At 43.5% G+C, this 25,404-nt stretch carries 12 protein-coding genes; 8 read left to right on the forward strand and 4 right to left on the reverse strand.

Translation table 11 applies throughout. The features are described from left to right. The first annotated feature begins 8 nt into the window (after nt 1–8). From AAFF35_RS11500 to AAFF35_RS11525, 6 genes are all read left to right on the forward strand, one after another. Nucleotides 9–9,998, forward strand: coding sequence for an amino acid adenylation domain-containing protein (locus AAFF35_RS11500; RefSeq protein ID WP_342332630.1), 9,990 nt, complete (start codon nt 9–11; stop codon nt 9,996–9,998). Nucleotides 9,999–10,002: 4 nt separating this feature from the next. Continuing rightward, on the forward strand, nt 10,003–11,274 hold the full coding sequence (gene ectB, locus AAFF35_RS11505; RefSeq protein WP_342332631.1) for a diaminobutyrate--2-oxoglutarate transaminase: 1,272 nt from the start codon (nt 10,003–10,005) through the stop codon (nt 11,272–11,274). Further along, a complete protein-coding gene (gene fabD / locus AAFF35_RS11510; RefSeq protein WP_342332632.1) occupies nt 11,271–13,568 on the forward strand; it encodes an ACP S-malonyltransferase in 2,298 nt (765 codons plus the stop codon). The genes ectB and fabD overlap by 4 nt, the downstream gene beginning before the upstream one ends. A gap of 33 nt (nt 13,569–13,601) precedes the next feature. Next, nucleotides 13,602–14,411 carry a cupin-like domain-containing protein gene (locus AAFF35_RS11515; RefSeq protein ID WP_342332633.1) on the forward strand — a complete coding sequence of 270 codons (810 nt, stop codon included), beginning with the start codon at nt 13,602–13,604 and terminating at the stop codon, nt 14,409–14,411. Next, nucleotides 14,375–15,376, forward strand: a complete 1,002-nt coding sequence (locus tag AAFF35_RS11520) for an acyltransferase domain-containing protein (RefSeq protein WP_342332634.1) — start codon at nt 14,375–14,377, stop codon at nt 15,374–15,376. Before AAFF35_RS11515 ends, AAFF35_RS11520 begins: the two co-directional genes overlap by 37 nt. Before the next feature lie 182 nt (nt 15,377–15,558). Further along, on the forward strand, nt 15,559–16,170 hold the full coding sequence (locus tag AAFF35_RS11525) for a 4'-phosphopantetheinyl transferase superfamily protein (protein ID WP_342332635.1): 612 nt from the start codon (nt 15,559–15,561) through the stop codon (nt 16,168–16,170). 69 nt (nt 16,171–16,239) lie between these two features. Here the strand turns inward: AAFF35_RS11525 and AAFF35_RS11530 are convergent, their stop codons facing one another. From AAFF35_RS11530 to AAFF35_RS11545, 4 genes are all read right to left on the reverse strand, one after another. Then, on the reverse strand, nt 16,240–16,842 hold the full coding sequence (locus tag AAFF35_RS11530; protein ID WP_342332637.1) for a hypothetical protein: 603 nt from the start codon (nt 16,840–16,842) through the stop codon (nt 16,240–16,242). Further along, a complete protein-coding gene (locus AAFF35_RS11535; protein WP_342332638.1) occupies nt 16,835–17,353 on the reverse strand; it encodes an RNA polymerase sigma factor in 519 nt (172 codons plus the stop codon). Before AAFF35_RS11535 ends, AAFF35_RS11530 begins: the two co-directional genes overlap by 8 nt. A gap of 13 nt (nt 17,354–17,366) precedes the next feature. Further along, complete coding sequence (locus AAFF35_RS11540) at nt 17,367–17,813, reverse strand: hypothetical protein (protein WP_342332639.1); 447 nt, start codon at nt 17,811–17,813, stop codon at nt 17,367–17,369. A gap of 257 nt (nt 17,814–18,070) precedes the next feature. Next, nucleotides 18,071–21,130, reverse strand: coding sequence for a beta-L-arabinofuranosidase domain-containing protein (locus AAFF35_RS11545; RefSeq protein ID WP_342332640.1), 3,060 nt, complete (start codon nt 21,128–21,130; stop codon nt 18,071–18,073). 378 nt (nt 21,131–21,508) lie between these two features. Here AAFF35_RS11545 and AAFF35_RS11550 point away from each other — a divergent pair, with 378 nt between their 5' ends. After that, nucleotides 21,509–23,812 (forward strand): prolyl oligopeptidase family serine peptidase, encoded by a 2,304-nt coding sequence (locus AAFF35_RS11550; RefSeq protein ID WP_342332641.1) that lies wholly within the window; start codon nt 21,509–21,511, stop codon nt 23,810–23,812. Nucleotides 23,813–23,819: 7 nt separating this feature from the next. After that, nucleotides 23,820–25,358 carry a peptidase M61 gene (locus tag AAFF35_RS11555; RefSeq protein WP_342332643.1) on the forward strand — a complete coding sequence of 513 codons (1,539 nt, stop codon included), beginning with the start codon at nt 23,820–23,822 and terminating at the stop codon, nt 25,356–25,358. Nucleotides 25,359–25,404 lie beyond the last annotated feature (46 nt).

The following is a 25,404-nucleotide window of genomic DNA, read 5'->3' on the forward strand; positions in this document are numbered from 1 at the left end:
AGAATCTTATGATGGAAAAAGATATAATACAGCAATATAAGACACAATTATCTTCGATCGTGTCGGAGATCTTTCAGATGAAACTGGAAGAAATAGACCGGTCGTTACTGCCTTTCGATTATGATTTTGACTCGGTACAAATGATCCAGTTTGTGAGGGAGTTTAATGAAACTTTCGGTCTGGATATCAAAATGGGCCAGATGTTTGTCGCCGACGATTTCGGGGCTTTATTTAACCTCCTTGAAAATGCATTGCTGCAAAAGGCAAGGACAGCAAGTGAAGAATCCGGACAAGTCCAGGCCCCTGAGCCGGAAATTCGTTACCCATTATCGGAGGGGCAAAAAGGTTTGTTTTTTATCCAGCACTTTGATCCGGATCATACTGCCTATAATATTCCTGTTGCTTTTACGCTAAATCTGGATGTTCCCGAATCTATTCTTTCGGAAGCATTGGCACTGATGCTGACTACACATCCCATTTTGAGGATGAACTTTTTTAACGATCAGGAAAGCGCCGAGCTTTATCAATGTGAAAATGGACGGGCAACTGTGCCTTTGATTTATAACAGAGAGGGAAGCGAGAAAGTGCATCAGGAAGGATGGTTGTCATTACAGCGAAAACCATTCGACCTTAAAAATGATTGCCTGTTGCGGTTATATGCCGGTGTTGATGCTGTTAAGCAAAGCACATCCCTGCTCTTTGTGATTCATCACATCGTGTTTGACGGAACATCGAGTATCTTTTTTGTCAGGTCATTTCTCGAAAAGATCGAATACCTGATGAAAGGGGAGAAATGTAGCGATCAAGCGGAAGACCTTGCTTTTTTTGATTATGTGAACTGGGAACAAGCTTACCTGAACAGTGAAAAGGCAAATGAAAATCATTTGTTCTGGAAAGAGAAACTGAGCGGGCAATTACCGGTATTATCTCTGCCTTTTGATCAGCTGTTTTCAAAGGATCAGGACTCCAAAGAAATGGCTTCAGAAACACTCATTCTGGATGCAGCAGCATTGGACAAATTAAAGATCCTGGCGAGGGAGTTGAAAGTCAATTTGTCGGTATTGCTGTTGAGCGTATACAATGTATTTCTGAATAAAATAACCGGCGATGAAGATATTATTGTGACCACACCAACCGCCGGACGTCCTAAGAAGGAACATGAACAGGGGATTGGCTATTTCATCAACATGATGATCGTCAGGAACCGGGTTTCAGCTAAAGCTTTCTTTAATGATTTTGTAAACGAAGTAAAACTTCAGTTTGTTCATGGTATTGATCACGCCGCCTATCCTTTTCCAAAACTCGTTTCGGAATTCGGCTTAGGTAAAGCACATGAAAACGGATCTGTACTTCGGGCGGGTTACCTGTATCAGAATTTCTTTGATGCGATGCTTGATAAAAAAGAAGGGATTTATGAACAGGCAGAGATGCTGACTGATTTGTTCCAGGAAAGTGAAGAAGATTACCTGATTGAGGTCTGCGACTTCAGAAAAGAGCTCCGGATCAATTTAAAATATAACAGGCATTTGTTTCAGGAACTGACGATCAAACGCCATCTGGGCTATTTCAAAAAACTGCTGACCGAAGTTCAGAAAGATTTTAAAAAGGAAATTAAAGACTATGACCTTGTACCTGAAGCAGAAAGTCATCAATTATTTTCAGAATGGAACAATACCGATGTTGGTTATCTGAATGATGTACTCATTCATGAATTGTTTGAAAAACAGGTCTTACAAAGCCCGGAAAAGGTTGCCCTCGTATATGAAGGGGAGGAACTCAGCTATTTTGAGCTGAACCGGAAAGCAGATCAGCTGGCCCGGTACCTCAGCAGTAAAGGGGTAAAGGACAACGCCCTGGTGGCCATATGTGTAGACCGCTCGTTGGAGATGATGATTGGTTTGTTGGGAATTTTGAAAGCCGGCAGTGCCTATGTGCCATTGGATTTCAGCTATCCTATAGACCGTTTACAATATATACTGGATGATTCAGGGGCAGGTTTTTTACTTGCAGCAACGGAAGTGCTGGAACTTTTTCCGGCTGGAGGCAGTTATTTGCCTTTGTGTCTGGACGAAGACACCTGGCAAAGTGAACTGATCGTGCAAGAGGCCAATGAATTAACAGACCCTGTTCCGAATCGCCCTGCGACAAAACAAAGCACGGAATCTCTTGCCTATGTGATCTATACTTCAGGATCTACAGGCAAACCAAAGGGCGTTGGCGTAAGGCATCGGAATGTGATGAATTTCTTTAAAGGGATGGATTTGAAGGTTGGAAATGAAGAAAGTCAGGAAGTCTGGCTGGCGGTAACCAGCATCAGCTTTGACATTTCTGTACTGGAACTCTTCTGGACGATCTGCAAGGGAAGTAAAGTGGTCATTCAGCCAGACCGGCCGGTTTATAAAACGGAGAAGGCAAATATGGATTTCAGTCTCTTCTTTTTCGCGGCACAGGAAGAGGTTACCCATTGCAATAAATATGAATTGTTATGCAATGCGGCGCGATTTGCCGATCAGCATGGTTTGTCCGGTGTCTGGATTCCGGAACGTCATTTTCATACTTTTGGTGATCAGTTTCCCAATCCCTCCGTCGCCGCTGCTGCTGTGGCCGTATTGACCAAAAAAATAAAGATCCGGGCCGGAAGCGTGGTACTTCCTCTACACGATCCGGTGAGGGTTGCAGAAGAATGGGCGATGGTTGATCACCTTTCTGAAGGCCGTGTTGAGCTGTCTTTTGCTTCCGGCTGGCATCCAAACGATTTTATATTTTCGCCGGAAGACTATGAGCAACGTCATCAGAAGATGCGCGAGAAACTGGTGGAGGTAAAGAATTTATGGGAGGGCGCTGCATACATTCGTAAAAATGGTACAGGACATGATTTTAAGGTGCAGATCCACCCTAAACCGGTACAGCAATCACTACCGGTATGGATCACTGCGGCCGGGAATCCGGAGACTTTCATTTATGCCGGTTCTATAGGAGCGAACCTGTTAACCCATTTGCTTGGCCAGAATAAAGAAGAGCTGGGAGAGAAAATTAAACTTTATCGCCGTTCCTTAACGGAGCATGGTTTCGATGCAAATCATGGTAAAGTGGCTTTAATGCTGCATAGTTTTGTTTCTGAAGATCTGCAGCTGACTAAAGAGGTGGTTCGGGAGCCTTTCAAAAACTATTTACGTCATTCTGTGGATTTAATAAAACCTTTGGCGAAACAGGCGGGCTTAGACATGGAGAAAGATCTGGAAGCCATTGTTGAAATGGGTTTCGAGCGGTATTTTCTAACAAGCGGTTTATTCGGGACCCCGGAATCGTGTATGTCCCGGGTTTGGGAATTTACTGAAATCGGAGTCGACGAAATTGCCTGCCTGGTGGATTATGGCATTGACAACGATACCATCATGTCTAATTTGCCAAATCTGGTTAAACTTCAGCAATTGCTGAGACAATCGGCACTGCATCAGCGTTTTTTACAAAAGAAGCTGAACAAACCCTGGGTTCCCGAAGAAAATATCAGACAACAAAGCGTTACTCACCTGCAATGTACGCCTTCATTTGCTCAGGAGCTGGTCACGCATCCCGGAGGTCAGATTGCCATAGGGCAGTTGAAAAAGTTACTGGTTGGCGGGGAGGCTTTAAGCCCGTCGATGGCTGCCGATATTTTTAATTGTGGTCTGAGCAGGATTTTCAACATGTACGGACCTACAGAAACCACCATCTGGTCTACCGTAAAAGCTTTGGGACCTGATGAGCAGATTACGATTGGCGGACCTATTGCCAATACACAAATTTATATCCTCAGTCCGGAAAATGAACTGGTGCCAATTGGGGTGACCGGAGAGTTGTGCATAGGAGGTGATGGTGTAACGACAGGTTACCTGAACAGGAAATCATTAACCGACGAAAAGTTTATCGACAATCCCTTTGACAGTGGTAAACTTTTGTACCGGACCGGTGATCTGGCGAGGTGGCTGCCTGAAGGGGAAATTGAATGCCTGGGCAGGATTGACAATCAGATCAAATTACGAGGACACCGGATTGAACTTGGAGAAATAGAAAATGCCTTGTCCGCCCACGAATCCATACAAAATGCAGTAGTGATTGTAAAGGAGCAAGGGGAGGGCAAACAATTACTGGCCTATTATGTACCTGTTCAGACAGAAAATCTGCAACCTGCTGCATTGAAAATTTTCCTTCAGAAATCCCTGCCGGATTACATGGTCCCATCGCTGTTTATTCCAATCGCACAAATTCCGCTAACCCTGAACGGAAAGGTAAACCGTAAGGTACTGGAACAACAAGACATCATATATGGAGGAGATCAGGAATATCGGGCACCGGGCAATGATGTGGAGAAAAACCTAGTCAGGATCTGGAAAGAGGTCCTTGGACTGGATAAAATAGGCGTTTCCGACAATTTCTTTGAACTTGGAGGCGATTCCATTAAAAGCATACAGGTGATCAGTAAAGCCAATCAAATGAACATTCATTTGACAACCAGACAGCTTTTTGACTACCAGACGATAGAAAAACTTGCTCCTCACAGTCTGGTGAAACAGATCCATGAAGAGCCGGAAATCTTGACCGGAGCAGTTGGGTTAACCCCGGTTCAGCAGTATTATTTTTCACTGAATCATCCGAAGGTCAGTCATTTCAATCATGCTGTACTTTTAGAAATAGATAAGAAGATCAGTACCGAACAGCTAAAATTCGCTTTTTCGAAGATCTGTGCACAGCACGATGCTTTTCAGCTTCGCTTCAAAAAAGAGGGAGCGCACTGGCATCAGCAATTTAGTGCAGATGCATTGTCGCCGGACTTTCTGGAAAGCTATGACCTGAGCGCTGTTAGCACTGATGTATTGGATACCGCTATTGAAAATGTGAGCGGGCGTTTACAGGCGAGTCTCGATATCGCAGAAGGACCGCTCATCCGCGCAGGGCACCTGTTATTGGCTGAGGAGCAGTCTAATCACAGGCTGCTGATTACTATCCACCATCTCGTGATCGATGGTATTTCCTGGCGGATTCTGATCTCCGATCTTTTGACACTGTTGAGCACATCGGAAGCGGTTTTGCCAGCCAAAACTACTTCCTATCAGTATTGGTCGGCATCACTTTCCAGGTATGCTTTTGAAGACGAAATTAAGAAAGAGCAAGGCTATTGGCTGAAACAGGCAGCTGCCAGCGGGTCTTTACCTAAACTGCTCGATGTTCAGAAACCGCTTGAAAAAGCGAATCGGATATTTGCCCGGATCAATACATCGCTATATCAGCAACTCATCACGGTATGCAATCAGGCCTATCGTACTCAAATCAATGACCTCATTATCTCTGCACTGTATTTGTCTTATCGGGAATGGTCGGGAAGAGAATTGATGCCGGTATATATGGAAGGACATGGGAGGGAAGAGTTATTTGAAGATGTCGATATCAGTCGCACTACCGGTTGGTTTACCAGCATCTTTCCGGTTTTGATTGATGCTCCTGCAAGTAAAGACCTGCCATCTTATATCAAAACGGTAAAAACGATATTGAGGGCAATTCCAAACAAAGGCATTGGTTATGGCATCTTAAAATACTTAAAAAGAGAGAACGGATTACATGACGCTGCGGTGCCGGAGTTGATGTTCAACTACCTCGGGGATCTTAGTTTACCTCCTGAAGCTACCGGATTATTGGCCCTTGCAGAAGAGTCCTTTGGAAATATGGTGGCACCGGAGAACAGGAGTGAGGATATCCTCGTGAACGGAATGGTGACCAAAGAAGGCTTGACTTTCGAGTTTAAGACAGCGTATGCATTGAAAAACGGATTGATGCTGGAACAATTCGCCACTTTATTTGAACAGCAGCTGACTGCCGTAATCGCACATTGTGCCAACCCTTCCAGTTTTGGTTTTACTCCTTCAGATTTTCCGCTATTAAACTGGGATCAGGGAGAACTGGACAGGTTCTTATCCGAATCCCATGGCAAAGAGCGGCAGCAGGAGATCGTTCATATCTATCCGCTTTCTGCCTTACAGGAAGGCATCCTGTTTGAAACCATGTTATCTCCAGATTCGATGATCTACAAAAGTCAGATGATCCTGACTTTATCGGAAGAGATCGATCTGAATGCGCTTGAGGCAGCTCTGGAGAAAGTTACCAATGAATATGATGTCTTAAGAACTTCATTTTATCATGAAGGATTGGTTGCTCCGGTTCAGGTCGTATATAAAACAAGGACGCTGGAAATTGAGAAATATACATTAAGTGATGCTGACCGGGACCAGCAGCTGGAGGTATTGGTGAAAGGCATCCGGTCACAACGCTGGGATTTAAGTAAGGACCAGCTGCTGAAAGTGGCGGTGGTTAAATACTCAGAACAGGAAAGTAAACTGATCTTAACCCGCCATCACATGATATTAGACGGTTGGTCGAATGGCATTTTCTCCGGAGCTTTACTGTCGGCTTATATTGCGTTAAAGAATGCAAAACAGCTTGCTTTAGCTACCAGTCTTCCTTATTATAAATACATTGAGGCACTTCAGCAAATGGATTCCGGTAAAGCCGAACAATTCTGGTCCGGATATTTATCTGACATTAGCACCAGGGCAGTATTGCCATTGTCTGGCCTGTCGGAAAGCAACATGCCGCAAAGCCGGCAGTCTTTTAAGGAATTGTCTTTTCTTGTTTCTGAAGAATTAACCAAACGGTTAAAAGTATTTTCGAGGAAGGAACACATTACTTTGAATAGTTTGATCCAAAGCTGTCTGGCCTTGATGTTGTGTAAGCTTTCCGGCGAAAAAAATATACTGCTGGGAGATGTCAGCTCAGGTCGGACATTGTCGGGAATAGATTTGTCGGATATGGTTGGTTTGCTCATCAATACCACACCAGGGTATTTTAACATCAATGCCGATGAAAGTGCAATTGACTTTTTACACCGCAATCAGAACTCACTACAGGAGAAACTGGAATACGAACATACCCCTTTATCTTTGATTCATCAGTATGCACAATTGAGCAATAATGAGCAGCTGTTTCAGGTTTTGTATGCTTATGAAAATTTCCCCGTAAATGAATCCGCGATCACAGACCTATCTTCTTCATTTAAAAATCTCGAGGCGCTGGAAGAAGATCATTATCCGCTCGCGTTCAATTGTAAAGTTTCAGAAGTCTTTACCATAGGCATCAAATACGACGAATTTTATTATGACAGCGAAACTGCAGAAAGGTTTTTTAAATACCTGGAGCATGTAATAGATCAGGTCCTGAGGCATCCGGAAGGATTGTTGTCATCTATTGACTTGCTGACTGCGGTAGAAAGAAAGCAACTGCTTGTGGAATGGAACGATACTTTTGAACCTTATCCGGAGGCAAAGACATTTATCGATCTCTTCGAAGAGCAGGTGCTGAAGAGCCCGGATCATATTGCTTTGGTATTTGAAGGAGAGCAACTGACTTATAAAACATTAAACGAACGTTCAAATCAGCTGGCAAATTATTTAAGGAACACTTATCACATTAAACCCGACGACTTTATCGGGATCAAGCTGAAACGCAGTGAAGCGGTGATTGTGACGATACTGGCTGTTTTAAAATCCGGCGCGGCTTATATTCCGATTGATTTTGAATATCCGGAAGACCGGATCAGGTATATGGTAGAGCAGAGTCAGTGTAAAGTGCTGGTCGACCAGCAGGAACTGGATTTGTTTGCTTTGGTCGCGGACAGCAACAGCGAAGAAAATCCGGAGAAACTCAATACTTCGGAAAGCCTGGCCTATGTGATCTTTACTTCAGGTTCAACAGGAAGGCCAAAAGGAACCATGATCACACATGAGGGGATGTTAAACCATTTGTATGCCATGATCAGTCAATTGGAACTTACCTCGGATAGTGTGATCGTTCAAAATGCCTCTTTTTCATTTGACATATCGGTATGGCAATCCCTGACTGCTTTGATGACAGGTGGAACAACCTTAGTTCTAGGTAAGGAAGAAATCCTAGATCCGGCCGTGTTTCTGCAGCGGGTGAATGATTGTCAGGTGTCGATATTACAGCTGGTACCTGCTTATTTAAATAGTTTGCTCGACATTATTGAAGAAAATGGGGGGACTCATTTCGCCAACCTCCAATACCTTCTGGTAACCGGAGAGACTTTTCATTCCAGTCTTCTGAAGCGTTGGCTCCAGAGTTTTCCGGGAATAAAAGTAGTAAATGCCTACGGGCCCGCTGAAGCTGCGGATGACGTGACCCTCTTTTTTACCGATACCATGCCTTATACCCAAACGATCCCGATTGGTTTCCCGGTTCAGAACATGCGTATATATATTGTTGATGAACACATGACCCTTTGTCCTGTGGGGGTACCAGGTGAAATTTGTGTTGCCGGAATTGGTGTAGGACGGGGTTACCTGAACAATGAAGTATTGACGGAGCAGAAGTTTATGGATGATCCGTTTTTCAGCGAAGTCAGCGAAAAGTTCCGTTCGGTACCGGATGATGAACACGCGATCCATACGGAGGAGGTAAAGCGGAGAAAACGCCTGTACAGGACAGGAGATATTGGACGCTGGCTGCCGGATGGAAATATCGAATGTCTGGGAAGGCAGGATGACCAGGTGAAAATCCGTGGATATAGAATTGAACTGGGCGAAATTGAAAATACCCTGCAGGGAAATCCTTCGGTAACTGCCGCAGCTGTTGTGGTAAAGGAGAACAAATCAGGAGATAAATATCTGATCGCTTATTTTGTCAGCCCGGAACATCTGGAACCATCTGCTTTGAAATCAGATCTGGAAAACAGGTTGCCAGCTTATATGATTCCTGCTGTTTTTGTGAGGCTTGAAAAATTACCGCTAACCGCCAATGGGAAAATAGACAAAAAAGATCTTACCAACAGGGCGGAAACTGCAGCGATAAATTGCGGGTTTTATGAAGGAGCAAGGAATGAGACAGAAGCAAGGTTGGTTGAGATCTGGGCAAAAGTTTTAAAAAAGGAAGCTGCTGAGATTGGCATCCATGATGATTTCTTTGCGTTGGGTGGTCATTCTTTACTGAGTGTCCGGTTGAACGGTATGATTAAGAAAGCATTTGAATTGGATCACCTTGAATTACAGTTTTTATTCAGATATCCAACCATATTCCTGTTTTCTAGTGTGTTAAGTCGCTCAGGTATGGATGGTGTAAAAATGCTGAGCGGCAATCCCGCAATTGATCAACACCTGATTGAATTAAGAAAAGGAGAGGACAATGCCATTGTTTCATTTGTGATTCCTGGTATGCCAGGCATTGCTGATGGTTATTTTGAACTGGCCGGGGCATTACCCGGAAATGGAAATGTTTATGGGTTACAGATGAAGGGGTTGTTTGAAGATGAACAGCCTCTCAACAGTATTCCTGAGATCGCCGCAGCACAGCTGATGTTGATCCGTAGCATTGCTGATCAGCAGGAAATCAACCTCGTTGCTCATAGTTACGGTTGTCTGGTTGTTTATGAATTGCTGAAACAGCTTCAGTTTAGCCCTGACCTCAAAATTGCCAATGTCTTTTTAATTGACGGATATACTGATTTGCTCGACAACAGGTTTAGTCAGGCAGATATCGAAATGGATTTTCTAAAAGGAGTGGAGCAGATCAGCAATGAGGTCATCATTGGAAAAGAAGCGCTCATTCATGGATTACTACAGGAAAGGGAAAACGACCGCCCTGCAGCATTGATGGCCCAGCTGGAAAAAAGAGGGATTGACATCTCTTCCGCCTATTTACAACGCTTGTATCAGACCTGTGTCGCCAGCATGAGCATACACTATAAACCTGAAGAAAAGTTACCCTATCCTGTCATCAGCATTCTGGCCCATGAGGGCGCAGAGCAGCTGGATGGAGATAAGGATTGGAGCAGATATTATCAGGACATCAGGACTGTTAAAGCGACCGGTACGCATTTTAGTATGGTAAAGGAGCCACATTGCAGGCGTTGGATTACCCTGACTCAAACAGAATTTAAACCCTATTTAACCTCTTAACGCTTTGAAAACAATAGAAGAACACGAATCACAAGTTAGAAGTTACAGCAGGAACTTTCCTGCAACTTTTAGCACTTCATCTGGTGCTTATTTATATGATGAAGCCAATAACCGGTATGTTGACTTTTTCTCAGGTGCCGGTGCACTGAATTATGGGCATAATGACGAGGACATGAAACAGGCGCTGATCGATTACATTAGTCGAAATGGAATTGTCCATTCGCTGGATATGGCCACGGTTGCCAAAGAAAGTTTTATAGATAATTTTATCCGTTATATTCTGAAGCCGAGGGGACTGGATTATAAAATACAGTTTACCGGACCAACGGGTGCGAATGCGGTGGAGGCAGCTGTAAAACTAGCACAGATCGTGAAAGGGAGAAATCAGATCATTTCTTTTACGAACGCCTACCACGGACACTCTAAGGGGGCATTGAGGTTAACCGCGAATGCCTATTACAGGGAGGGCCTTGAAGATGACCTCTCGCAATCGACTACATTCCACCCTTTTTCGGGTTATCTGGGCCCTGATATTGATACCTCAGTGCTGCTGGATAAACTATTAAGCGACAAGGGCAGTGGTTTAAGCAAGCCGGCAGCCATCATTTTAGAAACCATACAGGGAGAAGGTGGAATTAACATTGCCACACAGCAATGGCTGCGAAACATGCGGGAAATGACCAGCAGACATGGGATCCTGATGATCATTGATGACATTCAGAGCGGCTGTGGCAGGACCGGTGATTTCTTCTCTTTTGAATTTGCAGACATACAGCCGGATATGGTGGTCTTGTCTAAATCGATCAGTGGATGCGGTTTGCCGATGTCGCTGTTGCTGATCAAGCCGGAAATTGATGCCTGGAAGCCCGGGCAGCATACCGGTACATTCCGGGGGAATAACTATGCATTCCTCACCGCTGCAGTCGCCATTGAAAAATATTGGAAAGATGATCAGCTCAGCCAAAAAGTAAAAAGAGAATCCAAAGCCATTGTGAGTTTTCTTCATGAAATAAAGGAGGAATATCCGGGGGAGCTGAGTATAAGGGGGCGGGGTTTTATGATCGGGCTTGAATTTAAAGACAAAGCCATGGCTGTTGAAGTTTCCAAAGCTTGTTTTAAAAACGGCCTTGTGATTGAAACCTGCGGGGCTGAGGATCAGGTGCTCAAATTGTTTCCGCCGCTTACGATATCCGCAGAGAGCCTGGAGAAAGGTCTGGAGATCCTGAATAGCAGTATTGTTGAATTGATGAGAAATAAAAAGCCAGTATACCTATGAAAGCAATTATGTTTCCCGGTCAGGGCTCCCAGTATAGAGGTATGGGGAGGGATTTATTTAACCGTTACAAAACTGAGACACAGCAAGCTTCAGACTTGTTGGGGTATGACTTGCAGGAACTTTGTGTCGCCGATCCGCATAAACAATTGTCGCAAACCCAGTTTACGCAACCAGCTTTGTACGTGGTCAACGCCTTTGGTTATGCTGCGGTCAAAGAAAACAGTTCTGCTTCGTACTTTGTTGGCCATAGCCTTGGGGAGTACAATGCCTTACTCGCGGCAGGGGTCTTCGATTTTATTACCGGCTTAAAGCTGGTCAGGAAGCGGGGAGAGCTGATGGCTGAAGCTTCTGGCGGCGGCATGGCGGCAGTTGTTGGCGTTGAAATGACCGAATTGAAAAAAATGCTGAGTACTCCGGATTATGAAGGCATAGATATCGCCAATTTTAATACCCCTTCGCAAATCGTCATTGCCGGGAAACAGGAGGCCATTAAAAAGGTAGTTGCTGAATTTGAAGGTAAAGGGATCAGAATTATTCCTCTGCAGGTCAGCGCGGCCTTTCATTCCAGATATATGGCCCCGGCTGCGGTAGATTTTGAAGGTTTTTTAAAAGGGTTTGAATTCTCCGCTCCGACCATTCCTGTAATTTCAAATGCATTGGGCATTCCTTATGAAAAAGAGCAGACAGTGAGGTTACTGAGCACACAGATTGCGAGTCCGGTGCTGTGGACCAACAGCATCCGTTTTCTAATGGGAAAGGGAGTGGTTGATTACCAGGAAATCGGCAGCAGCATTCTTTCAAAAATGGTTCATGAGATCCGGGAAAAGTGCAGTCCTATTTTAGGGCAAAGTAATGCCATTGCCGTTGAACGAAACGGAACTGCGGTAAAGAACGGACAGCTGAAAACTGAAAATGAAAATTCAGTGCCAAAATCCGGCAGAAGTCTGCCGATGAAACTGGGGAGTAAACTATTCCGGGAAGATTATCAGATTAAATATGCTTATGTGACAGGTGCGATGTACCGGGGCATTGCCTCAAGAGAACTCGTCGTAAAGATGGGGAAAGCCAATATGCTTGGCTACCTTGGGACCGGTGGATTATCACTTGAAAAAATTGAAGCGGATATACAGCATATCCAGAATGAGCTTACAGAAGGCCAGGCATTTGGGCTGAATTTACTGCACAGCATCACCGATCCTTCCTTTGAAATGGAAACGGTAAAGCTCTATTTAAGGTTAGGGGTGAAACACATTGAAGCTGCCGCTTATATGCAAATGACGGAATCTTTGGTCTATTATCGTTTATCCGGTTTGCAGCAGGGAGAAAATAAAGAGACCATTTGCAGGCATAAAATATTGGGTAAGATCTCGCGGCCGGAGGTCGCAGAAGAATTTATGCGGCCTGCTCCGGAGAAGATCGTCAATAAACTGCTTCGGGAAGGACTGATCAGCGCAGAGCAGGCTGAGCTTTCGAAAACGGTTCCGATGAGCTATGACATTTGTGTCGAAGCAGACTCGGGTGGACATACCGATGGTGGGGTTGCCCTGGTGCTTTTGCCCAGCATTCAAAGACTGCGCACAGATATTCAAAAGGAATATCAATACCAGAGACCAATAAATATTGGTCTTGCAGGAGGGATCGGAACGCCTCAGGCCATTGCCTGTGCCTTTGTGATGGGCGCAGATTTTGTACTTACCGGATCGATTAATCAATGTACCGTGGAGGCCGATATGAGCGATTATGTAAAAGACCTCCTGCAAGAGATCAATGTCCAGGATACGGCTTATGCACCTGCCGGAGATATGTTTGAAATCGGTTCTAAGGTTCAGGTACTTAAAAAAGGAGTGTTGTTTCCTGCAAGGGCAAATAAGTTATATGCGCTTTATACACAGTATAATGCATTACATGAGATTCCTGAGAAAACGGTAGAGCAACTGGAGCGGAATTATTTCAAAAAGCCGATTCCTGAAATCTGGGAAGAAACCATTACCTATTTTAAAAATAAGGGGGAACATTCCGAAATACAAAAAGCGGAACAAAATCCAAGACATAAAATGGCACTGGTTTTCCGCTGGTACTTTGGCTACAGCATGCGGCTTTCCCTTGCGGGAAATAAAGATCAGCAGGTTAATTTCCAGGTCCATTGTGGTCCGGCGCTTGGTGCTTTTAACCAGTGGGTAAAAGGAACAACACTGGAAAGCTGGCGGAACCGTCATGTAGACGAAATCGGGGTGAAAATGATGGAGGAGTCGGCCAGCCTCCTGGAGAACATGTATCAATCCTTTAAATCTTAGCGCCTTTATAAAACATTTCAAAATTCTAAAATCATGAACAATCAACCTATCCCCAGGCTCCGTAAAACAGCACAGCTTCAGATTAAAGAACACCTAAAAAAGAATACTCCGTTTGTTTTGTTGCCCGAGAGCAATTGGGAAACAAAGAGAGACGAGTTTCTGGAAAGGCTGGAAAGTTTCCCCCTTACCTTACTGAGGTACCATAAGACAGATCCCGCAGCGACCAGAAACAATGCGACTTATCTGAAAACTAGTTATTCGGCAATTGTTAAAAATATGGATGCTTATAAAAAGAGTCCCGATTATACCTATAATGTAGCCTCCGATATCAGAAATCTTGGGCAGGATATCGGGAAATCTGTATTTGAACAATTTGCACCGGATGTGGTGTCTTATTCAGTTTTAGAAGAAATCAATTTCTGGGTCAATTTTGGAGGAGACCCCAGTGGTTTACATTATGATGTTTATGACAATTTTAATTTTCAGCTTTCCGGGAAGAAAGTATTTTATATTGCTCCGCCGGGCTGGAAAAAATATCATGCTAAAAAGGTTTCTACCTTTCAGGGGCACACTTCTTCGTATGGTAATATCCGGAACCTGCGGGAGAATGCTTCCGACAGGGAGGTTCAGGAGCAGCTCAATGAGTTTAGTGAAGTAGAATTGAATTGCGGAGAGTTGCTGTACCTGCCCACTTGCTGGTGGCATGAGGTACATGCCAAGGATAGTCTGAATACCAACGTTAATTTCTGGTGGAGGAATGAGTCAAAATTACTGTTTAAGTTTTTGCCTCAGCTCTATACTTCTTTGTGGACCTACGCTTACCGGAAGGCGAAAGGAATATGATCAACGAATTTAAAATCGCATTTCTATTTTCCGGTCAGGGGAGCCAGATCCGGTGTATGGGGCAGAAACTCTTTGACCATCATCCCGTTTTCCGGACGAGTATGGAGCACAGTCATGCGATTGTTCAGCAACAGTTGAACAGGAATTTAATCGATGAGTTGTACCATAGCGGAACTGCTGTTTTTGATGATATACTGGTCACCCATCCGGCGATCGTTGCGGTTGAACTTGCGATGTACGAATTGATGAAGGAACTGGATATTACCTGCGACTATGTCTTGGGGAACAGTCTTGGAGAGTTTGCTGCCGGTGTAGTGGCGGGAATATGGACTGCCGATAACGCTCTGGAGATGGCGATTGAGCAGGCAAAATCAATCAGCAGAAGTAACGATACCGGTGTCATGTTGTCCATTATCTGTGCAAAAGACAAAATTTCGAAAGCTTTGCTGGATAGGCATGGTCTTTTTCTGGCAACGGATAATTTTGACGGGCATTTTACCGTTTCCGGTTCGTCTTTACATCTGGATTCATTTCTATCGGGACTGGATCAGCAGAGAATTCAATATGTACAACTTCCTGTTAAATATCCTTTTCATTCTCCGCTCATTGAAATGGGCTGCAAGACCTTTGACTATTCGCTTGCTCATCTTGGCGCATTTCCGGATCCCGGGCCTTGTTTTATTTCAGGTTTAAAAGGCGAAGGCCTCAGTTCCATGCCCCAGAGCTATTTTTCAGACATTGCAAGGGGCTATATTGATTTTCCAAAGGCCGTTAATTATATGGAGCAGATGGATGGTCCTTTTCTGTACATTGACCTCGGTCCTTCAGGAACGCTGGCTACTTTTGTCAAGTATAATCTGCCTCTTTCATCGGCATCGAAGAGTATTCCCATCATGACACCCTACAAAAGAGAAGTGGAGCAGCTGGACAAACTTGCCCGGATTTTAAATTTAATCCCGGATTAGCTTCTTTTGTTTTATATATTTAGCCGACTTAGCAACAAATTGAAATGAGTGATGGCCTTCTCTTGTTAAACAGAACTGATCGGACTTTTAGAGCTGGATTTTGTATTATAAAAGAAAATTTACCAGGTTTAAGTCAATATTTTAAGGTTCTTCATCCGAATGAACGGGCTTATCTTGATTCTTTGAGATTTGATCGGCGCCGAGCCAGTTATTTACTTGGCAGGGTAGCTGCAAAACATGCCATTTCAAGGCTGGAGGAAGGAGTGGGGATGGATGCCATATTTATTGATTCCGGTATTTTTCAGTTTCCTGTGGTAAAAAGTAAGCTCTTGTCGAATGTTCAGGTTAGCATTACGCATTGTGATGACCTGGGGCTTGCACTGGCATTTCCGGAAGATCATCCTTTGGCTGTCGATATTGAAAAAATTGACGTTGCTCAGGCGGAGGCCTTCGAAAGTCAGCTGACTGCTGGAGAGCTCCGGTTAATTGCTCATACTGAGCCGGATTCTCTGATCGGTTGTGTAACGGTATGGACCATAAAGGAGGCCCTGTCCAAAGTCTTAAAAACTGGTTTTATGATTGATTTTAAAGTGCTGGAAATCCAGTCGCTCGAAAAATCCGGTCATTGCTATACCAGTGAATTTATCCATTGCGCACAATATAAGGCGATTTCCTGCAGGCATGGCGATTATATTTGTTCCATTGTCCTTCCAAAGCAGACTTCCTGTGATTTAAATGATTTCTGGCTTGCTTTTAAAGAAGTTGCCGGAATGCCTTCCGCGCCATCTGAATAGATTTTTATTTTATAAGCACCAAAGATAATAAAAGAACTATTTGAATTGTTGATTATTATAGTCTTAGTGTTATAGGGATATATCTTCAATTCCCTGCTTCAATTCGGCAAGCATCGTGTCTATCGCCTGAATTTTCTTTTTGTTCTTGTAATATTTGCTCCAGAGGCTAAAGCCAACAACATAAAGGGTATTAACACCTATAGCGGTCAGGGTAAACAATAGTGTCCCCCGTCTTGTGATCTCGATGATATACATTGTTATTGCAAGCCAGAGTAGAAGATTGTAAATCCAAATATAGATGGTTAACGTTTTGCGTTGCCATTCTAGTTTTTTTACCTGGTGCTGCAGATATTCGATACTTGATACCCCAAGATCTTGTGTTTTAAAGCTATAACTTTTCCAGGCAACAATTAAGGCCAGGATCATTAAACTAGAAATAGCTGCAATACTTAGGTCGAACGGCCAGCGATATTTATTTTGAAAACTTAAATAAATCCACCCGATCACGCTAAAAGTCAGGAGGAAGCAGATACTCATAACTACGTTTGATATCCAAAGTTTATGCTGATGCTTTTGCCACTTGTTTTGCGCAGACTGAATGTCCGTAATTTTCAACTCTTCGATCACTTGTTGCGAGAGCCAGTTATTTTGTATGTCTTCGAAGCTATTCATGTTTTTTTTTATTCATTAGTTGAAGAAGGCGATCTTTAATTCGATTTATTCGTACGCCAGTGTTGGACATACTTGCTCCTGTTATCTCTGCGATTTCCTTATAGCTTTTTTTTTCCAAAACCAGAGATATGATCAGGCGGTCCTGTGCTGCCAGTTGACTGATGCTATAGCGTAGGTCAATTAATTGCTTTTCCTGTTCTTCCTTTTCGGAAATAGAATCTATATCCGGCATTTGCAATGAATCCAAAATGGGCTGATGCTCATGCCGGCTATTTTTCAAATTAAAACCAATTGCGGTATTGACCGCAATCCTGTAGATCCAGGTACTAGCTTTAGAATTGCCTTTAAAGCTCTTTATGCTCTTCCATATTTGGTAAAGTATCTCCTGGTAGAGGTCTTCAGCATAAGAAACGTCATATAGATAGGCGCGACAAATCCTGTAAATGCTAGCCTGATTTTCTTTTACAATTTTGGTGAAAAAATCTTGTTGCTCCTTGCTATTGTCCAGCATGATTTATTTAGAGTTAAGACTTACCAATAAAAGTGTCAATTTCAGACCATAACCATTCTGGAGCATCGTAATTTATAAAGTGTTTTGCAGATGGACTGATTGAGATTTTACAAGTTTTGCATTGACTGTATTGTTGCGTAAAAATATCCCTCACATATTCGCTGGTAAAGCCCGGGTTTTGCGGCATTGACTGGAAGGCCGCAAGAACCATTACAGGGATTTTAATAGCTTCAATCTCTTGGCGGTCAATTAATGAAGCAAAAATCGGGAGGTAAGGTGGTTGGTTGAGCGGTTCAGTAGCGTTCCATTCATCGCCACTACAGGTTGCATCTGGAATGAAAAGCATTGGTTGACCTTTGCCAATAATTTTTACTTGAAAAGCTGTTTCGAAAGATGTTTTTGCAAGTCCTGAAAGGATGGATAAGGAAAATAAGATGATAGTTAATATGGCATTTTTCATTGTGAATTGGTTTTTAGTATTTAGTACAGGTCATTGGGGATTTCTTACAAGAAAAAATGATATTTTAGAAAACAATAATTCTATCTCTCATCGCCAGTCAGCATTTAGCGTTAAACAAACCGAAGATATACTTAATCTGTCAGCCAATCTCATTAGGGCAAAGTATAAAGAATTGCAAATAAAATAAGCCACTGTAAATCATTGATTACAGTGGCTTATTGTTTGTACCTCAGCAAAAGCTAAGGGGGCCTTAATGTCTATTTTAACGTCACATCCAGGTAAACAGAATGACGTCCGTATGTTTGATAAAATGGTTTAAAAACCACATCATCAATTCTGAATTCTAACTGCTTTGGATCACCTTTAATTGATTTGCCTATATCTTCCGAATCCAGCGTTACTTTGCGCCATTCTTTTCTTGCTTCCGGCTCCTGAGCGGCCAGTAATATTGGTCCGTAAAACAGACTGGCGATGTTCTGCTGGTCCATAACTGGATCCAGGTGAAACTGGAAAGGCATTTTTAATTCGATGACATCACCATCTTTCCATTTGCGGCTTAATTTTAAATAACTGCCCGGTTCAGCCTGAAGCTTTTGTGCTACCCCATTGATCGTCACAAAAAATCCTTTGGTAGCCCAGCCTGGTACACGCACGTTGACATCAAATTTTCCATTTCCCTTAATGGTCAGACGGGTTTGGTCTTCTTTTGGGAAATTTGTGGCCTGTTCCACCGTCACGTTTCGTTCTGCCCATTTTAGCGTTGAGGGTATGTATAGATTGACGTAAAGCGCCTGGTTGTCCTTACTTTTAAAGTAAATTGAATTTTGAAGCTTGGTACTGCTTTCTATTGCTGTACCGTTGCAACAGGTAAAACCAGTCATATCCGCATTGCCAAATTGTTTGATCGATCCCGGTCTGAGTGGTACGTGATAGGTGTTTGCAGGACTATTCTCAGCTACGGAAGCCAGGATATGGTTGTACAATCCACGCTCGTAATAGTCCATTAACTCTGCCCGCTGATCGAAGAGAAACAGGTCACTTGTCAATTTTAGCATATTATAAGTAGCGCAGGTTTCGTTCTGTCCTCCTTCAGAAAAGCCATTTTCATATAATGTTGCAGGTTGGCTGATGAAACATTCTGCGTTGGCGGGATTACGTGCACCTGCAACGCCACCAATGCTGTACATATAATCGTTGATGGTTTTATACCAGAAATTATCGGCAATTTTATAATATTCCGGATTTTTGGAGACACTGTACATTTCAATACTTCCTACAATTTGAGGGATATGTTGGTTGGCATGCAATCCACGGAAATTATCTACATTTTTGGCCAGGCCCTGTGTGTGTGCCGTATCGCCAAAAAACACTTTGATGTTATCAAATAATTGGGCGGTTTTCAGGTAATTCGGTTGACCAGTAATCCTATACAGACGGGCCATTACCTCATTCATGCCTCCAAATTCACCGGCAATATAGGTATTCCACATTCTTATTCTCGTTTCTGTTGGCAGCTGACTCAGGCGGGCATATACCCAATCACTCATACCGGTAGCGATTTCAAGTGCTTTTTTGTTGCCGCTTACTTCATATATATCCATTAAACCAGCTAAAATTTTATGCAAGGTATAATACGGTGCCCAAACCTGGTTCTTCTGTCCGCCGTACTTGGCTCCGTTTTCTAACATGATAAACTGGTCGGGAGGGTAAGCGCTGAGGAATCCTTTTCCCCAGTTCCAATAATCGGTGCGGATGCCCGCATCAGTAAGATCCGAATCAAAATCTGATTTGCCGGGACCATGCGGTACGGCCCTTGGATCATACACATAGGTATCACCTGTTTTTTTTGGTTTTCCGGATAATTGTGACAGCTCGTAAAGGGCGTCAATCATATACTCCATTTTTTTGGAGAAATTGGCCTGAAGTACCTTATCATACCCGGTGCCGGCATAGGCTTGTGCAATTGCCGTAAGGTAGTGACCGGTGGCATGGCCCCTTAGTTTCGTATCCTGACTATCCCATACCCCCAAAGGCTGTGCTCCTTCAGGTTGTTTCCGGCCAAAGGCATGGCGGAACATATAGAGAAAGGAGTTTGGATCTGTGGTAGCTAATGTTCTGATAAACTTATCGCGGTTTTCAACAAATTTGGTTTCATGGCCATGGGCATCAGTTTTCAGCGCAACCTGGTCCAGGTCAAATGCCTGCAGCTTTGAAACTGGTGTAGTTGATTTTTTTGACTCCTTTATGGTGACAAACGCTTTTGGTTGAAAATCTGTTCCCGCAACACGCCCGGTAATGGTATAGCTTCCAGGCTTAAGCACAGTGGTGTTGTCGGTAGGAGAAGGCCAGAGCACACGCACTTTTGGGCCTGTCCTTCCTTTCTCGTAAGTTCCCTGTACGTAAGCAGGTAACCGTGGCAAATTGCCTACCATTGTTTCTAATTCTACATCAGATACCTGTATCAAATAACGGTTATAAAGTTGTGCTTCAGTTTTAGAAAAATGTGGAAGATCATCTTCAGGCTTCCCGGTAGTATTTACCGAACTTTGATTGGCACCACTTTGAGAATTGTTATAAATTCCGGCCACCTGTCTTCTGCTTAAGGGAACACGGTAAATGCGAAAATCATGTATCATGGCATTCAGATAGGGGTCTCCCGGCAAGAGCGATTTTCCGATATAGAGCAATTTTTCTCCTGGATGCTGACCGAATATGGCTGTTAGCTCCATGGGAATGGTCTTAGCTTCAGCCACCGGTTTACCATCTACATAAGCCGTTATCGATTTTGATGGAACGTCTATTACTATGGCAAGATGTACCCATCTATTCAATTCTATCGCAGGAGAAACCGCTTCGTTATGATTGCCTTTTCCTGTTGTTATTGATGCCTGATTACCTTCCCGGGTACTGGTACCAACGGGAGCTGTAAAAAAATGTTTGTTGACGTCCTTTCCGAAATCAAAAAAGCGCTGGCCAGGTTGCTTTGAACGCAAGTTTATCCATCCTGATATGCTGAGCGATTCTATATCTGTTAGTGCTTCGCCCGGGATCGTAACAAAGGAATTGCTATTTCCGGAGAGGGACAATACTTTTCCAAACCGACTGTCATTGATAAATTTGACCTCGGCACCTTGAAATTTGGCATGCAAATTATTTCGGGACCAGTCTTTAACATCTCCGTCAAGCACATAGCGGGCAATCATTCCGGTTTCACCGATCCCGTCTAATATCTGGTCTCCATTTTGCGCCTGAGCGGCGTTCATACCCTGGGTCAAAACAGCAACAAACAAGATGGCACGCAAGAATACTTTGTACATTTTCATATTTAAATCATTTTCATCAATAACCTTATATACCTATCTGTAAAATCCTGTTTTTTGCCAGGAAATACCGGGATAAGAGGAGATGATAAAACTAGGAAGAATCCATAGGTTTCTATAAGTCTATTTTAGCTAACAATCCCATGATATTAACAGGTATCCTTTGTTAAAATTAAAGATAGATAATGGTTTAATCTTTCTGAGGGCCTTGAACCTTTGAGGCAATTGGTCTTAGAGGTATGGTCAGGTAGTGGTAAAGCTTTTTTTAAGAAGCCTTAACAGGTGTAAATGCGGGTTGAATCGGTTAATATCAGATCATAATTAAGTTTCTTCCTGCTTTAACTTTGAAAATATTTGACTGATTCAAGTTATCACATGAAAATAAAACATTACCTGAGCATCGGTACTTTCAGCATGATTTGCGGAATGAACCTATCGGTGCATGCCCAAAAAAGAGAACTGGCCCCATTTAGTCCTACAGCGGGAGAAATGACCAACACATATCAACAAGCCAGCCTTATGGATACTGCAGCAAGAAAAATTGCAGTTAATACAGATATTACACCGCATTGGAATCCGGATAAAAAGAGCTTCTGGTACAGAAAAAATCTGGACGGCAAGAATTGGGAATATGTCTACGTGGATGCCACTGCAGGCAAGCGCCGCCAGGCATTTGACCATAGCCGGCTTGCAGCAGCTTTGGAGCAGTTGCAAGGAAAGCCGATGTCTGCTGCCCGTTTAAGGATCAGTGATATGTTTTTCCGGAATTCAGGAAGCAAGCTTGTACTTAAAACCGGTAATCAATGGCTGGAGACTGATCTTAAAAGCTATGGATTGAAAGAAACGAAGGATACTACCGGCCTGGCCTATAATCCTAAAGCTGATTTACAGCGAACACGGTCGAGATGGGAGGGCCTGCGTTCCGTTTTGTTTTCGCCGGATGGGAAAACAAGTTTGTCGCTGAAGTCGGGAAATGTTTTTCTGAAAGACAAAAAGACCGGACAGGAGTTTCAGCTTACGCAGGACGGAACTGAAGATGGTCCTTATGGCGAGTTCAGCTGGTCGCCGGACAGCAAGACGATCATTGGCCACAAAATTTATCCGAAGAAAATTAAAGAGGTTTATTACGTTCTTAGCTCAGTTCCCGGCACCAGCCGTGGTCAGCTGAAATCCCATGAGTATGCCCAACCTGGTGATGCTTTTACCAGTTATGAACCTTTTATTTTTAATGTAGCTACAAAAAAGCGCATTAAGGTAGATACAGCACCAATTGATTTCTTTGGCCCGCAGCCATTGCAATGGAGGCTTGGTGACAACCGTTATTTTACCTATGAGCAGGTAGATCGCGGGCACCAGCGTTTTCGTGTAATAGAAGTAGATACGCAAACCGGGAAAACAAAAAATATCATAGATGAGCAGACAAACACCTTTATTTATGAAAACCGGATATACACCCATTACCTGCCGGAAAGTAATGAAATGATCTGGACCAGTGAACAGGCAGGTTACCGACATATCTACCTGGTCAACACCATTACCGGGAAGCAGCAGCAGGTAACCAGAGGAAATTGGGTCGTACGGGATGTGGATAGCATTGACGTCGCCAAAAGAGAGATCTGGTATAGTGCCAGTGGGAAAAATGCAGCGGAAGATCCCTATTTTATCCATTATTACAGGGTGGGATTTGATGGAAAGCACCAACTGGAACTTAGTCCGGAAAAAGGGACCCATCGGCTATCGTATGCTCCCGACAGAACGTTTTTTATAGATACTTATTCGGAGGTGAACGTAGCCCCTGTAACACTGTTGAAAAGAACTTCGGACGGAAAAACTATCCTGGAAATGGAGCGGGGAGATACCAAGGCTTTCAGCGAGGCAGGACTTCGGTTGCCGGAAGTGTTTGTGGCAAAAGCAAGAGATGGTCAGACGGACATCTGGGGAATCATCTGCCGGCCTTCAAAAATGGATAGTTCAAAAACCTATCCGGTGATCGAATACATTTATGCGGGTCCACAGGATAGTTTTGTGCCTAAAAGCTTTACACCGTACAGTGAGCTGCAAAGCATGGCTGAGCTGGGTTTTATCGTAGTACAGATGGACGGAATGGGAACGGCAAACCGCTCTAAGGCTTTTCATGACATATGCTGGAAAAATCTGGCCGATGCCGGCTTTCCGGACCGCATTTTATGGATGCAGGCCATGGCCAAAAAATATCCCAATGCCGACATTAGCCGTGTAGGCATTTATGGTACATCTGCAGGTGGACAAAATTCAACAGGTGCGCTACTGTTTCATCCCGAATTTTACAAGGCTGCTGTTTCTGCCTGCGGATGTCATGATAACCGCGTGGATAAACAATGGTGGAACGAGCAATGGATGGGTTATCCGGTGGCTGCTCATTATGAACAGCAATCGAATGTTACCAATGCAGCAAAGCTACAAGGAAACCTACTACTGATTGTTGGGGAGGCAGACGAAAATGTTCCTCCTGAATCCACCTTCAGAATGGCCGATGCCTTAATTAAGGCGAATAAGGATTTTGATTTTCTATGTGTCCCTGGAATGGGACATAGTGATGGTGGCAGTTATGGCCGTCGCCGTAAAAGAGATTTTTTTGTCAAACATTTACTTCATGCAGAACCGCCCTTACGAAATGTAACTGCCGGGCCTGCCAAATAATGCGTACATGACTAAGATAAAAATTTGGTTTGCCATGGCCGTTATGATGGCCTGGTCTTTTACCGTTTTCGCGAAGAATAAGGGGATTCAATTTACGGTAGCTATAGAAAACCCACAATCTCATTACTATCAGGTGGAAATGCGTTGCGTTGGTTTTCAAAAAGATAAGTTGAATTTTAAACTGCCGGCCTGGACTCCTGGTTACTATTGGATGATGAATTTTGCAAAGAACGTCGTTAAGTTCCGGGTAAGGACTGCGGGAGGAAAGGAGCTGAATTGGAAGAAGGTCGATAAAAACAACTGGGAGGTAAAAACCGGGCGGGCAGAGGAGCTGATCGTTTCGTATGATGTTTTTGCAAATACCGCTTCCGTTGCCGATCCTTTTCTGGATGAAAGTCATGCGTATATTTCTCCGGCAGGCGTTTTTATGCATATCGACGGCGAGCTTGATGAACCTGCAGAGATCGCATTGAAATTTGATAATAAGTGGACTAAGGTTTCTACTGGACTGGATGAGCTGACCGGCAAGTTGAATACTTATCGGGCGGAGGATTTTGATACGCTCTACGATAGCCCAATCTATATTGGAAACCAGGAAACAATGACTTTTAACGTAAAAGGGATCAGGCATACGCTGGCGATTGCTAATACAAAGGCTTTTGATACTGCGCGTCTGGTGGCGGACTTAAAAAAGATAGTGACCGCAGCGACTGATATCATGGTTGAAATCCCTTATCAGCATTATACTTTTATCATTATGGGGCCGGGACAGGGGGGATTGGAACATCGCAATTCTACAGCTGTTTTCTCTTCCCCCGGGTATATGATGGAAACGAAAGCGGCTTATAACGGATGGCTGTCTTTTCTTGCCCATGAGTATTTTCACCTGTACAACATTAAGGCCATCAGGCCACTGGCTTTAGGTCCTTTCAATTACGATAAAGAGAACCTGACCAGGATGTTATGGGTGTCGGAAGGTTTTACAGTATATTACGAGTATATCGTGTTGTATAGGGCCGGCTTATTGAGTAAAGAAGAATTTCTGGATGCGATCAGTGCGGTGATCCGAAACTATGAGAATGTTCCAGGAAGTTTGGTGCAGTCGGCAACCGAATCCAGTTTTGATACCTGGATCCAATTTTTTAACAGGAATGAAAATGCATCCAAAACTACCATTTCTTATTATGATAAAGGTTGTGCGCTGGCTTTTTTACTGGATCTGAAGATCAGGCAGGCCTCCAATTCATCAAAGTCACTGGACGATGTAATGCGCAGGTTATATAAAGATTTTTACCTGGATAAAAAGCGGGGTTTTACCGATGATGAATTTAAACACATTTGTGAGGAAATAGCCGGCACATCGCTTTCGGAATTGTTTAATTATGCTTCCAGTGTAGATCGGATTGATTATCAAAAATACTTAGATACCGGAGGTTTTACTATTGACTTGAGTCCCTTGCCTGATCAGGGATTGGGTACTGATGGCTTTTTAAAACGGAATTACCAGATCCATTTAAATAAAGGAGCTGATTTTTTTAGACTTTAGATTTTAAGTATGTATAAAAAAACCGGATGATCAATTGGTCATCCGG

This window comes from Pedobacter sp. FW305-3-2-15-E-R2A2, assembly GCF_038446955.1.
GTDB lineage: Bacteria > Bacteroidota > Bacteroidia > Sphingobacteriales > Sphingobacteriaceae > Pedobacter.

Bases quoted from the DNA above. Each gene is read 5' to 3' on its own strand.
- AAFF35_RS11500 (WP_342332630.1), top strand. From the start codon at position 9: ATGATGGAAAAAGATATAATACAGCAATATAAGACACAATTATCTTCG.
- fabD (WP_342332632.1), top strand. From the start codon at position 11,271: ATGAAAGCAATTATGTTTCCCGGTCAGGGCTCCCAGTATAGAGGTATG.
- AAFF35_RS11515 (WP_342332633.1), top strand. From the start codon at position 13,602: ATGAACAATCAACCTATCCCCAGGCTCCGTAAAACAGCACAGCTTCAG.
- AAFF35_RS11530 (WP_342332637.1), bottom strand. From the start codon at position 16,842: ATGAATAGCTTCGAAGACATACAAAATAACTGGCTCTCGCAACAAGTG.
- AAFF35_RS11535 (WP_342332638.1), bottom strand. From the start codon at position 17,353: ATGCTGGACAATAGCAAGGAGCAACAAGATTTTTTCACCAAAATTGTA.
- AAFF35_RS11540 (WP_342332639.1), bottom strand. From the start codon at position 17,813: ATGAAAAATGCCATATTAACTATCATCTTATTTTCCTTATCCATCCTT.
- AAFF35_RS11545 (WP_342332640.1), bottom strand. From the start codon at position 21,130: ATGTACAAAGTATTCTTGCGTGCCATCTTGTTTGTTGCTGTTTTGACC.
- AAFF35_RS11550 (WP_342332641.1), top strand. From the start codon at position 21,509: ATGAAAATAAAACATTACCTGAGCATCGGTACTTTCAGCATGATTTGC.
- AAFF35_RS11555 (WP_342332643.1), top strand. From the start codon at position 23,820: ATGACTAAGATAAAAATTTGGTTTGCCATGGCCGTTATGATGGCCTGG.